The 12,580-nt window shown below is 71.3% G+C and carries 9 protein-coding genes; 1 reads left to right on the top strand and 8 read right to left on the bottom strand.

What is annotated here, in order from left to right; all coding sequences use genetic code 11:
* Positions 1 to 82 precede the first annotated feature (82 nt).
* The 7 genes from ACFYY7_RS00885 to ACFYY7_RS00915 all read right to left on the bottom strand — a co-directional run bounded on the left by ACFYY7_RS00885 (position 83) and on the right by ACFYY7_RS00915 (position 8,422).
* Positions 83 to 1,066 carry an N-acetylglucosamine kinase gene (locus ACFYY7_RS00885; RefSeq protein WP_388655504.1) on the bottom strand — a complete coding sequence of 328 codons (984 nt, stop codon included), beginning with the start codon at positions 1,064 to 1,066 and terminating at the stop codon, positions 83 to 85.
* Positions 1,057 to 2,346 carry a 6-phospho-beta-glucosidase gene (locus tag ACFYY7_RS00890; protein ID WP_388655506.1) on the bottom strand — a complete coding sequence of 430 codons (1,290 nt, stop codon included), beginning with the start codon at positions 2,344 to 2,346 and terminating at the stop codon, positions 1,057 to 1,059. The genes ACFYY7_RS00885 and ACFYY7_RS00890 overlap by 10 nt, the downstream gene beginning before the upstream one ends.
* A 3-nt stretch (positions 2,347 to 2,349) precedes the next feature.
* The gene (locus ACFYY7_RS00895) at positions 2,350 to 3,252 is read right to left on the bottom strand and encodes a carbohydrate ABC transporter permease (protein ID WP_388655508.1); all 903 of its coding nucleotides are present in this window, start codon (positions 3,250 to 3,252) and stop codon (positions 2,350 to 2,352) included.
* 1 nt (position 3,253) lies between these two features.
* Positions 3,254 to 4,195 (bottom strand): carbohydrate ABC transporter permease, encoded by a 942-nt coding sequence (locus ACFYY7_RS00900; protein ID WP_388655509.1) that lies wholly within the window; start codon positions 4,193 to 4,195, stop codon positions 3,254 to 3,256.
* The gene (locus ACFYY7_RS00905; RefSeq protein WP_388655510.1) at positions 4,192 to 5,532 is read right to left on the bottom strand and encodes an ABC transporter substrate-binding protein; all 1,341 of its coding nucleotides are present in this window, start codon (positions 5,530 to 5,532) and stop codon (positions 4,192 to 4,194) included. The genes ACFYY7_RS00900 and ACFYY7_RS00905 overlap by 4 nt, the downstream gene beginning before the upstream one ends.
* Positions 5,533 to 5,606: 74 nt before the next feature.
* Positions 5,607 to 6,830: an ROK family transcriptional regulator gene (locus tag ACFYY7_RS00910; protein ID WP_388655511.1), complete on the bottom strand. Its 1,224-nt coding sequence runs from the start codon at positions 6,828 to 6,830 to the stop codon at positions 5,607 to 5,609.
* 527 nt (positions 6,831 to 7,357) lie between these two features.
* Positions 7,358 to 8,422, bottom strand: a complete 1,065-nt coding sequence (locus ACFYY7_RS00915; protein ID WP_388655512.1) for a mechanosensitive ion channel family protein — start codon at positions 8,420 to 8,422, stop codon at positions 7,358 to 7,360.
* A gap of 320 nt (positions 8,423 to 8,742) precedes the next feature.
* Here ACFYY7_RS00915 and ACFYY7_RS00920 point away from each other — a divergent pair, with 320 nt between their 5' ends.
* Positions 8,743 to 9,279, top strand: a complete 537-nt coding sequence (locus ACFYY7_RS00920; protein WP_351251068.1) for an HNH endonuclease — start codon at positions 8,743 to 8,745, stop codon at positions 9,277 to 9,279.
* A gap of 56 nt (positions 9,280 to 9,335) precedes the next feature.
* Here ACFYY7_RS00920 and ACFYY7_RS00925 read toward each other — a convergent pair whose 3' ends face one another.
* Positions 9,336 to 12,350, bottom strand: coding sequence for a beta-N-acetylglucosaminidase domain-containing protein (locus ACFYY7_RS00925; protein WP_388655514.1), 3,015 nt, complete (start codon positions 12,348 to 12,350; stop codon positions 9,336 to 9,338).
* Between the last annotated feature and the right edge of the window lie 230 nt (positions 12,351 to 12,580).

A 12,580-nucleotide genomic window follows, 5' to 3' on the forward strand; every position in this document is an offset into this window, starting at 1 on the left:
AACTGATCGGTTCCCGTACGCGACAAGGGGCGCCCGCAGCGCGAAGGCACCGCAGAACGCCCCTTGAGTCACGAACAACATGTCAGCCGTACTGCGCACGCAGCCTCTCGTGCACCGCGGCCGCCGCGCCCGTGTGGTCCAGGCCGAGCAGCGCGGCCCCCAGCACCGGCGGCTGGGTCACCACCCGGAGCTCCGCCTTCGGGGCCCGCACCGCGAGGAGTTCGGACATCCTCGCGTCCAACTGCGGGTGACGGGCCGCCAGTACGCTGCCGCCCAGCACCACCGGCGCCTCCTCGTACAGCAGATCGAGCCGGCCCAGCGCGACCGAGGCCATCGCGACGACCTCCTCGGCCAGCCGGTCCACCAGCGCCCCCGCCACCGGGTCCCCGGCCGCCGCGGTCGCGAAGAGCACCGGAGCCAGCTCGTGCCGGCGCTCGAAATCGACCCGGCCCAGATGCAGCGCCTCGATCAGCGCGTACATCGAGCCGAGCCCGAAGTGCCCCGGCAGCGTACGAACCAGCTCGGTCGGCTCACCGCGCCCGTCCTCGGCCCGCGCGGCGAACCACATGGCCTCCTCGGCCAGCCCCGCGCCGCCGCCCCAGTCACCGGAGATCCGGCCTATGGCGGGGAACCGCGCGGTCCGCCCGTCCGGCACCATGCCCACGCAGTTGATCCCCGCGCCGCAGACCACGGCCACACCGCGCGGCTCGTCCACCCCCGCGCGCAGAATCGCGAAGGTGTCGTTGCGCACCTCGACGGTGGCGCCCCAGCCCCGCGCGCGCAGCGCCGCGGCCAGCTGCTCCTCCTCCACCGGAAGGTCGGCGTTGGCGAGACAGGCGGACACGTGCGCGACGGGGCCGAACGGTCGGCCGGATGCGCCGGACAGCTCCAGCGCCCGGCCGACGGCCGCGCCGAGGACGTCGACGGCCGCCTCGACGCCCACCGCCGGCGGCTGGAAGCCGCCGCCCCGGGCCGTCGACAGCACCGTTCCGTCCGCGCCGATCAGCGCCACGTCGGTCTTGCTGTTCCCCGCGTCGATCGCGAGGACCGAAGCGTTCACGCCCACGCCAGGTGCTCCCGGTTGTGCGCGATCAGCTTGTCGGTGAGCGCCTCGGCGTACTCGAACTGCCCGATCAACGGGTGCGCGAGCAGCGCCTTGAACACTGCGTCTCTCCCGCCCGCCCGCCCGGTGGCCCGGCCGCCGCGCAAGGCTGCTTCCAGGGCGAGGTCCTCGTACGCCGTCACGTTGGCGATCAGACCGGCGTACAGCGGGTCCAGCTCGGGGACGGCGAGCGGCGTCGCGCCCGTGCCGTCGACCCGGGCCTGCACCTCGATCACCGCGTCGTCCGGCAGGAACGGCAGGGTGCCCCGGTTGTACGTGTTGACCACCTGCACCGCCGAACCGCCCGAGCCGAGCAGCGAGGACGCCAGGTCCACGGCCGCCTCCGAGTAGAAGGCGCCACCGCGCTTGGCGAGCAGCGCGGGCTTCTCGTCAAGCGCCGGGTCGCCGTACATGGCGAGCAGTTCCTTCTCCATCGCGGCGACCTCGGCGGCCCGGGACGGCTTGGTGCCGAGCTCCCGCACGACCGCGTCGTGCGCGTAGAAGTACCGCAGGTAGTACGAGGGGACGACGCCGAGCCGGTCGGTGATCGCCCGGGGCATGCGCAGATCGTCCGCGATCGCGTCGCCGTGCTCGGCGAGCAGCTTCGGCAGCACGTTCTCGCCGTCCGGGCCGCCGAGGCGCACCCCGAGCTCCCAGGTCAGGTGGTTGAGCCCGACATGGTCGAGGTGCACCTCGCCGGGGGTGACGTCGAGCAGCCGGGCGAACTTCCGCTGGAAGCCGATCGCCACGTTGCACAGGCCGACGGCCTTGTGGCCGGCCTGGAGCAGCGCCCGGGTGACGATGCCGACCGGGTTGGTGAAGTCGATGATCCAGGCATCGGGGTTGGTGCGGCGGACCCGCTCGGCGATGTCCAGGACGACCGGCACGGTGCGCATCGCCTTGGCGAGGCCGCCGGCGCCGGTGGTCTCCTGGCCGACGCAGCCGCACTCCAGCGGCCAGGTCTCGTCCTGGTTGCGGGCGGCCTGGCCGCCTACGCGCAGCTGGAGCAGGACCGCGTCGGCGTCGGCGACGCCCGCGTCGAGGTCGGAGGTGGTGACGATCCGCCCCGGGTGGCCCTGCTTGGCGAAGATCCGCCGGGCGAGGCCGCCGACGAGCTCCAGGCGGTCGGCCGCCGGGTCGACGAGCACCAGCTCCTCTATGGGCAGCGTGTCCCGCAACCGGGCAAAACCGTCGATCAGTTCAGGTGTGTAGGTGGACCCGCCACCAACTACTGCGAGCTTCATAGGTCAGCCCTTTACTCCGGTCAGTGTGACGCCCTCGACGAAAGCCTTCTGGGCGAAGAAGAAGACGAGGATCACGGGGGCCATGACCAGTACGGTCGCGGCCATGGTCAGGTTCCAGTCGGTGTGGTGCGCGCCCTTGAAGGACTCCAGCCCGTAACTGAGCGTCCAGGCGCCCGGGTTCTCCGAGGCGTAGATCTGCGGGCCGAAGTAGTCGTTCCAGGCGTAGAAGAACTGGAAGAGGGCGACGGCGGCGATGCCCGGCTTCGCCATCGGCACGACGACCCTGAGCAGGGTGCGCAGCTCGCCGCAGCCGTCGACCTTCGCCGCGTCGAGGTACTCGTCCGGGATGGTCAGCAGGAACTGCCGCAGCAGGAAGATGGAGAACGCGTCGCCGAACGCCATCGGGATGATCAGCGGCCAGAGCGTGCCGGACATGTCCAGCTGCTTGGCCCAGAACAGATACATCGGGATGACGACGACCTGCGGCGGCAGCATCATCATCGAGATGACCAGCATCAGCGACAGATGCCGGCCGCGGAAGCGGAACTTGGCTAGCGCGTACGCCACGGGCAGCGACGAGACGACGGTCAGGACGGTGCCGAGCCCCGCGTACAGCAGGGTGTTGCGCCACCAGGTCAAAAAGCCGTCGGTCTCGAAGACCCGCCGGTAGTTGCTCCACTCGAAGGGGTGCGGCCACAGATCGCGGGTCAGCGCCTGCTGGTCGCTCATCAGCGAGGTGAGCAGCAGGAAGACGAACGGCAGTACGAAGAAGAGCGCGGCGGCGACGCCGAGCGCGTGCACGGCGATCCAGTTCAGCAGCGACTTGCGCCGCGCGACGCGTTCGGCCGGGGTGGCCGGGCCGGTCGCGGGGCCGGCCGTCTTCACGGCGTCGAGAGTCTGCGCCACGTCACTCACCTGCCTGGATCAGTCCGCTGCGGCGCCGCATCAGTAGTGCGGTGAACGCCATGGCGAGTACGAACAGAACGAGCGCGACCACGCAGGCGGAGCCGTAGTCGAAGCGCTGGAAACCGAGGTTGTAGACGAGCTGCGGCAGCGTCAGTGTCGACTTGTCGGGATAGCCCGGTTCGAACTGCTGCCCGGAGCCGCCCATCACGCCCGAGGCGACCTTCCCGGCCACGAACGGCTGGGTGTAGTACTGCATCGTCTGGATGATCCCGGTGACCACCGCGAACAGGATGATCGGCGAGATGTTCGGCAGGGTGACGAAGCGGAACCGCTGGAACGCGGTCGCCCCGTCCAGCTCCGCCGCCTCGTACTGCTCCTTCGGTACGTCGAGCAGCGCGGCCATGAAGATCACCATCAGGTCGCCCACCCCCCAGACCGCGAGCGCGGTCAGGGCCGGCTTGGACCAGGTGGCGTCGGTGAACCAGCCGGGCGTGGGCAGCCCGATCTCGCCGAGGAACGAATTGACCGGCCCGGTACCCGGGTTGAGCAGGAAGACGAAGCCGAGGGTCGCCGCGACCGGCGGGGCCAGGTACGGCAGGTAGAACAGGGTGCGGAAGACCCCGGCGCCCGTCTTGATCTTCGTGATCAGCAGCCCGACACCGAGGCCGAACACCACCCGGCAGCTGACCAGGACCACGACCAGCCAGAGCGTGTTGCGCAGCGCCGGCCAGAACAGCGGGTAGTCGTTGAGGACGAACGACCAGTTCTTCAGCCCGCTGAACTCGGGGGCGGTGAAACCGTCGTAGGAGGTGAAGGAGAAATAGACGGTGGAGAGCAGCGGGTAGGCGAAGAAGACGCAGAACCCGATCAGCCACGGCGACATGAAGGCCGCTGTCCGAAGCGCCGACCGGCGGCGCTTCGCACGGAGTGTGTACGTGGTCATCGCTTCGCCTGTGCGATGTCCGCGTCGATCTCCTCGGCGGTCTTCTTCAGACCCGCCGCGATGTCCTTCTGCTCACCCTTCTCGATCTCGTACCCGAGGTTCTGCAGGGACACCAGGTACGCGCCGCCGTTCACCGAGGGCGGAGTGGTGGTGCTGTTCGGGTCCGCGGCGATGTCCAGGAAGGTCTTGAACCGCGGGTCGTACTTCAGCTTCGGCGACTTCAGCGCCGCCAGGGTGGAGGGCACGTTGTGAATGGCGTTGGCGAAGTTCACGACGGCGTCGGTGTCGGTCGTCATGAACTTCACCAGCTCCCAGGAAGCGTTCTGCTTCTCCGAGGTGGCGGCGATCCCGGCGATGGTGCCGGTCAGATATCCCTTGCCGTAGGTGTCGGCCTCGTCGTCGGCGACGGGCATCGGGGCGACCCCGATCTCGAAGTCGGGCTTGGCCTCCTCGGCCATCCCGAGCCGCCACTCGCCGTCCAGCTGCATCGCCACCTGGCCGGTGTGGAAGGGGTGCTTGGCGCCCCACTCGTCACCGAACGACGTCCGGTACTTCTCCAGCTTCTCGTAGCCGCCCAGGTCGTCGACCAGCTTCTTCTGGGTGGTCAGCATGGAGGCGAACGCCGGGTCCTCGGCGATGTTCGACTTGCCGTCCGCGTCGAAGTACTTCGGGTCCCAGCCACCGAGGTAGTGCTCGGTCTTCGACTCGTAACCGTGGTAGTTCGGCATGAAGCCGAGCCGCTCGTACGAATCGCCCTTGGTCTTCGTCAGCCGCTTGGCGTCGGCGGCCAGCTCCGACCAGGTCTGCGGGGGCCGCTTGATACCGGCCGCGTCGAACGCGTCCTTGTTGTAGTAGAGGCCGTACGCGTCACCGAGCAGCGGCACCGTGCAGCGCACCCCGTCGAACTGGGTGTACTCGTTCATCGCCTTGGGGAAGGTCTTGTCCGGGTCGATCCCGTCCTTCTTCAGGAAGGGGTTGAGATCGACGAACGCCTTCGACGAGCAGAACTTGCCGACATTGTTCGTGGTGAACGACGAGACGACGTCCGGCGCCTTCGAACCGCCCGCCCGCAGCGCCTGGTTGATCTTGTCGTCGGTCATGTTGCCGACGACCTTCACATGGATGTTGGGGTGCGCCTTCTCGAAGGCGTCGACCGACGCCTGGATCGCCGCGACCTCGTTCGGGGAGATCCAGCCGTGCCAGAAGTTGATGGTCGTCTCCTTGGACGGGTCATCACTGGCACCGGAGTTGCTCTGCCCCGTACAGGCCGAGGCGAGCAGGGATATGGCGGCGGTCGCGGCGAGCGCGGCGGCCGTCTTCCGACGGTTTCCGGACATGGCGGTCTCCCGGTGAAGGAATGGGGCGGGGGATACGGAGGAAGGGAACGGGAACGGGCCGAGAGGAATCGGCGTCAGCGGGATGTGTCGAAGACCTCGTCGCGGGTGGTGGCGAGGGCGCTCTCCAACGCGCCGCGCAGTACGGGGCGGTGCGTCACGTCCCCGGCGATCAGCCGGGGCCGGGAGGCCGCCAGCTGGGTGAGCTCGGACTCCACCCGGCAGCGCAGCTGCTCCCCGCCGGCCGCGATGACCTCGCCGGACAGCACGACGATCTCCGGGTCGAGCACGGCGACCATGGAGGCGAGCCCGGTCGCGAGCCCGGTGGCGAACCGGTCGAGGAGCTGGACGTACGGACCGTCCTCGCCGGCCTCCGCGGCCTCGGCGGCCCGGGTGAGCAGCCGGGCCGCGACCTCGTGGTGGGTGCCGGAGCTGCGGATCAGCTCGTCGTCGATGCCGAGCTCCCGGCCCAGCCGGGACAGCACCTGGGCGCCGGCCAGCTCCTGGAAGCCGCCCGCGTTCACCTTGGTGACCTGACGGACCAACGGGGCGCCCGGCACCGGCAGGAAACCGACCTCGCCGGCGCCCCCGGTGAAACCGCGGTGCAGCCGTCCGTTTATGACGAGGGCGGCACCGAGCCCCTCCTCGTTCCACAGCAGGACGAAGTCGTCGTGCCCCCGCGCCGCGCCCAGCCGCTGCTCGGCCACCGCGACCAGGTTCACGTCGTTCTCGTACTCCACCGGCATCGGCAGGAAGGCGGCCAGCTCTTCCAGCAGCGTGGGGGAGTGCCAGCCCGGCAGATGCGAGGCGTACCGCAGCCGCCCGGTACCGGGGTCGAAGGCGCCCGGGGTGCCGATGACGACCCGGTGCACATCGGAACGGGTGAGACCGGCGTCCTTCACCGCCCCGTCCAGCGCCTCCGCCACCTGCCGCACCACACTGTCGGCCCGCCGCCCCGGGGTGCGCAGCTCGAACTCCCCGACCGTCTCCCCGGTCACATCGGCGACGGCGGCGACGATCCGGCGCGCGTTCACATCCAGCCCCGCGACATGGGCGGCCCGCGCGTTCACCCCGTACAACTGCGCGTTGGGCCCCGGCCGCCCCGCCACCGTCCCGGTCGCGACGACCAGCCCGGCCGCCTCCAGCCGCGCCAGCAACTGCGAGGCGGTCGGCTTGGAGAGCCCGGTCAGCTTCCCGATCCTGGTCCGCGAGAGGGGGCCGTGCTCCAGCAGCAGATCGAGGGCGGCCCGGTCGTTCATGGCCCGCAGAACGCGGGGGGTACCCGGTGTGGTTCCGGCCATGAGCACTGCACCTGCCCTCTGTTAGGAAAGTTTCCTATTCGGTGAGGACCGTATGGCGCGGTAGCCGGTGCGTCAATGGTCCGCATCGCCGTGGTGGCCAAAGTGTTACTTGAGGGGGCGCGCTCCGGGTCCGTGGCGGGCATTCTGTACGAGCGGCGGCAGGGAGGGCGACCTGCTTCAGCCGGGCTTCGGGAGGGGGACCCATGCCACAACAGGCGTGAGGAGGCGGCGGATTACGCCGACGGCGACTACCACTGCGGGCCTTGACCAGAAAGCTGGTGCCTGCCGCGGTGCTGCCGTCGATGGCGGTCGGCTCGCTCTCGTTCTGTGTGCTGGCGAACGGCCGGCGTTGCGCTCGGCGAAGCCGGCCGAGGACGCGTACTGGACGTACGAGGGCGAGCCCATGACCCGCGCCGAGACCGACGCCCGGCGCGCCTGCAACCGGAAGAAGGGCTGACCCGGAGTCCGGAGCAGCGGAAGGGGCACCCACAAGATGCGTGGGTGCCCCTCAACTGCTTTCCGGTCGCCTACTTCGAGATGCTCGGCGGAGTGATCGGGGCCGTGGCCAGCGACTGGGGCGAGGTGGTCGAGGCGTAGGCCGACGGGGCGGCCATGGAGGCCGACGGGTCGGCCTTGGTGGGCTCGTCCGACTGGGCCGGGACGCCGCCGACGATGCGGATGCCCGCCTCGTCGAAGGCCCGCTTGATCCGCCAGCGCAGTTCGCGCTCCACGCCCAGCGCCTTGCCCGGCATCGTCTTCGCGCTCAGCCGGACCGTCATCGAGTCCAGGAGCACGGCGTCCAGGCCCAGGATCTCCACGGGGCCCCAAAGGCGCTCGTTCCAGGGGTCTTCCTTGGCCATGGCCGCTGCGGCCTCGGTGATCACCGTACGGACCTTGTCGAGGTCCTCGGTGGGGCGCACCATCACGTCGACGCCGGCCGTCGACCAGCCCTGGCTGAGGTTGCCGATCCGCTTCACCTCGCCGTTGCGGACGTACCAGATCTCACCGTTGTCGCCGCGCAGCTTCGTGACCCGCAGGCCGACCTCTATGACCTCGCCGGAGGCGACGCCCGCGTCGACGGTGTCGCCCACTCCGTACTGGTCCTCCAGGATCATGAAGACACCGGAGAGGAAGTCGGTGACCAGGTTGCGCGCACCGAAACCGAGCGCCACACCGGCCACACCGGCGGAGGCCAGCAGCGGGGCCAGGTTGATCTGGAAGGCGCCCAGGATCATCAGGGCGGCCGTGCCGAGGATCAGGAACGACGCGACCGAGCGGAGTACCGAACCGATCGCCTCCGAGCGCTGACGGCGGCGTTCGGCATTGACCAGCAGCCCGCCGAGCGCGGTGCCCTCCACCGCCTGGGCGCTGCGGTTCATCCGTTCTATGAGCTTGGTGAGAGCACGCCGGATCGCGATCCGCAACGCGATCGCGATCGCCGCGATGAGGATGATGCGCAGACCGGTGTTCAGCCAGGTGGACCAGTTCTCCTCCACCCAGCCCGCGGCGTCGCCGGCCTGCTTGGCGGCTTCGTCGAACGAGCTGCCGGGCTCGGGTGACGGGGCTGCGGCCAACAGGGCGGACAGGGACACGGTGGGACCTCCAGATGGGCGACGGCCGTCCGACCACACTAACGGGGCATCGTGAATCCTCCGTTGCCCCGTCAGAGCGGCGAGAAACGCCTCAACCGGGGGATACCGGGGTCGATGAGCGGCGGCGGGACGGTACCTGCGGCGGCCTTCTGTGGCCGATCGCACACCCGGCGGGCCCGTCCGCGGCAGGTGGACGGGAGAAAAATCCTCCCGGCCCGTTACCCGCACGTGGTGGCGCTCCGACCAGGCAGGAGTAGAGACTGAGATCGGATCGTCCCGGCGCGAGCCACGCGCCGCCGGCGTACAAGGAGGCATCCACCGTGCCGCATGTCCTGGTTCTCAACGCGTCGTACGAGCCGCTCGGCGTCGTACCGCTCCGCCGCGCGCTCGTCCTCGTCCTCGAAAACAAGGCCATCTGCCTGGAGGAGACCGGCGCCCTCATGCACAGTGCCACCCGGGCCGTCCCGGCCCCCAGCGTCGTCCGCCTGAAGCGGTTCGTACGGGTTCCCTACCGGGGGCCCGTACCGCTGACCCGCAGGGCGCTGTTCGCCCGGGACGGGGGGCGCTGCATGTACTGCGGCGCCGCCGCGACCAGCGTCGACCATGTGATTCCGCGCAGCCGCGGCGGACAGCACGCCTGGGACAACGTGGTGGCGGCCTGCCGCCGCTGCAACCACTTCAAGGCGGACCGGCACCTGCCGGAGCTCGGCTGGCGGCTGCACCAGCAACCCGCCCCGCCGACCGGCCTCGCCTGGCGGATCATCGGCACGGGACACCGTGACCCGCGCTGGTTGCCGTACTTGCAACCGTTCGGCGCGGACGACGCCATGGCCCGGATCGACGGCATTTCTGCCTAGGGATCCGGGCCTTCGTCGTCCCCGGGACGGGGAAGGCCCGGATCGCCGCCCCGCCGCTACTCCGTTGCGGCGACGGCGTACGCCTCCACCGACCAGAGCGAGTAGCCGAACTCGCTGCCCCGGGCATCGCCCTGGACCCTGAGGTAGCGGGCGTCCTTCGCGTCCATCCGGACCGACTCGCGCCCGCCCCTGCCGTCCCGGACGGTCGCCGCCGTGCGCCAGCTGCGGCCGTCCGAGGAGACCTGGAGCCGGTAGCGGGTGGCGTACGCGTCCTGCCAGTGCAGCACCACCCGGCCGATCCGGGCGGTCCGGGGCAGTTCCGCCTGCCACCAGGCGTTGTCCTCGACCGGGGAGGACCAGCGGGTCTCCGGATCGCCGTCGGCGGCGGCCGACGCCGGGAAGTCCGGGGTCTCGTCGCCGGACGAGGACGCGGTGGCGGTACGCAGCAGATCGGGGCCCGCGGTGCGCGGGAACGCCCTTACGGTGAGCGTGCTGCGCTCGTCGCCGAAGCTGAAGGGCACCTCGTACTCCCCGGCCGGAGTGCCCGCCGGGACCGTGATCTCGACGGGGACTTCGGTACGGGAACCGCGCGCCACCCTCGTCTGCTTCGGGATGTCCACCTTGATGCCCCTGGGCGCCTTCGCGGTGAGCGCGCCCCGCACCTCGGCAGGGCGCCGGGCGGCCAGGCGCGCCTCGACCCGCTGCGGCCCGCCGCCGATCTCGGCGTCCGTCTCACCGCGCGCCAGATCGAGCCGGGCCGCGGGCTCGTCGCCGAACCAGGGCACGAGCGCGCGCACCCGGGGAGCAGGCAGCGGGGCGCTTCCCGGGGCGCCGGCTCCCGGGGCCATCGGCGCCACCGTGCGGGAGATGATCGGGGGCATCGCCGGGCCGCCCGTGGGCCAGCTGATCCGTATCGCGTCGGCCCGCAGCCCCTTGCCCGCCGTCTGGGTCCAGCCGCTCTCCGACAACGCGCCCAGGCGGCGCCAGCCCTCGCCGGGCACATGGGCCTCCAGCGCCGCGCCGGCCAACGTGCCGCCGCCGGGCAGGGTCATCGCCGTCACGGCCTCCACCGGGCGAGCCCGGTCCAGCCGGACCGTGTAGCTGCCCGGAGCCTTCGTGACCGTACCGGCGTCGCGGTCCGCGCCCGTCCAGGCGTCAGCCTCCCGGCGCACCCGGTCCAGGAACGGGCCCAGCACCCCCTTGCCGACCGTCGCGCCGTCCGCCTTCGCGGCCTTGCGCAGCGGCTCCAGGGCCAGCGAGGCCTTCCAGGCGGCGGCTCCGTCGCCACGCGACTGGGCCTGGAGCAGATCCACCGCCAGCTCACCCGCCCGGCCGTACCGGGACAACTGCTCCGTCCACGGCCGCACTTCGCCGTCCAGGCGCCCGTCCGCCAGGCCCTTCAGCCGCTGCGGCGCCTCCCGCATCACGGTGAACGCCTCCCGCAGCCCGCGCGCCGCGTCGTCCCGCGCGGTGGTGTCGTGTGCCGCACGGGTCTTCCAGAACGTGGCCAGCAGCGGCCGCAGATACGCGGACTCGTCACCGCCCAGCACCGACGCCGCGCTGTTCCCGGCCAGCGCGCGCAGCGCCTCCCTGGTACGCGCGTCACCGCCCGCCAGGTCGTCGATCGCCGCCTGCCAGGACTCCTGCGGTTGGTAACCCTTCGGGTTCCAGGCGAAGTCGGCGGCGGTGAACAGCGGAATGCGGGACGCGGACGGCTGCTCCATCGCGTTGGCGAGCAGTGCCGCGGAACCCGTGGCCACCGCCGGGTCCCGGCCGGTGTACGGGCCGAGGAATATCCGGTCCTGGGCGTAGTCGTTGACCGGGTAGTTGTCCATCGTGACCAGCGGGTGCCCGAACGCGGCGCGGGCGCCGGCCAGTTCCCCGCCGGTGATGGTCTTCGGCACGACCCCGACACCGGTCCAGGCGATCTGGACCCGGTCGTCCAGCTCCGCGGCGAGCGCCTCGCGGTAGTCGGTGGACCCGTTCTGGTAGAACTCCGTCGGCATCACCGACAGCGGCTGCGAACCCGGATACCGCTCCGCGAGGTGCCGCGCCACCTCGCCGGCCACCCGCGCCTGCGCCCTGGCCGCCGCCTGCGGGCCGCTGCCGAAGGTGTCTGCGTCGCTGTCGCAGTGCCATTCGCTGTAGCTGACGTCCTGGAACTGGAGCTGGAAGACCCGCACGCCCAGCGCCCACATCGCGTCCAGCTTCTTCGTCAGCGCCTTCACGTCGCCGGCCGACGACATGCACATGGCCTGGCCGGGGGCGACGGCCCAGCCGAGCGTCACGTGCTCGGCGCGGGCCCGCTCGGCCAGCGCCCGGAAGTCGGCACGCCGGTCGGCCGGGTAGGGGTCGCGCCAACGGGCCTGGCGGTAAGGGTCGTCGCCCGCCGCGTACAGGTACCTGTTCTGCTTCGTGCGCCCCATGAAGCCGATCTGGGCCAGCCGCTCCTCGCGGGTCCACGGCTGCCCGTAGAACCCCTCGGTCATCCCGCGCACGGCGGTGCCCGGCCAGTCCCTGACGGTGACCCCGGCGACGTTTCCGTCCCGGATCAGCTGACGCAGGGTCTGCACGCCGTGGAAGAGGCCGTCCTCGCCGACACCGTCCACCGCGACGGTGTCCCGGCCCGCGACCCGGCCGACCGCGATCCGGTAGCCCCCGGAGGGCAGGTCGCCGCGCTCGGAGGCGTGCAGCGTGCGCAGCGCGTCGCGGGCGCCGTCGCCGCCGAGCCTGATGACCGGGCCGCGGCCGGGCATGGCCCCGTGGACGGTCCGCACGCCCGCGTCCCGCAGGATGCGCCGGAGCGCGTCGACCGCGTACGGATCGGCGTGCGCGTCGGTGACGAGGGTGACCTCGGCCGAGAGCGGTACGGACGTTCCGGCGGCCTCGATGGACTGCGGCCGGGGCCATACGGCGGGCAGCCCGCCGTCGTCCGCGCGGTCGGGGGTGGTGACGGCGGGGGAGCCGGGGGCCGAAGGGGCCGCGACGGCGGCCGGTGTTCCCGTGGAGAGCAGTCCGCCGAGCACCGCGACCGCGATGGCCGCCGCCTGCTTGCCGCGCCTGAGCCGCATCCCCGTCTCCCTCGTTCCCGCCGCTGGTCCCCGGCGCTTCCCGTTCCGCCGCTGGTCTCCGGCGTTCCGGCTGGTGGGCTCCGAGCCCACCACCCGCGCGCGAGGGTGTCAATGCGCGTGGGTGGTGTGCCGGAAATGCCCGATTTAGTGGGCCGGGCGAGTGGCGGCGGGGCGCGGCGGCGGACGCCAAAGATGACGCCGAATGGCCGAAAAAGGCGGACAACTTGCGG

Origin of the sequence: Streptomyces sp. NPDC001933 (genome assembly GCF_042890955.1) — a bacterium.
Lineage (GTDB): Bacteria > Actinomycetota > Actinomycetes > Streptomycetales > Streptomycetaceae > Streptomyces.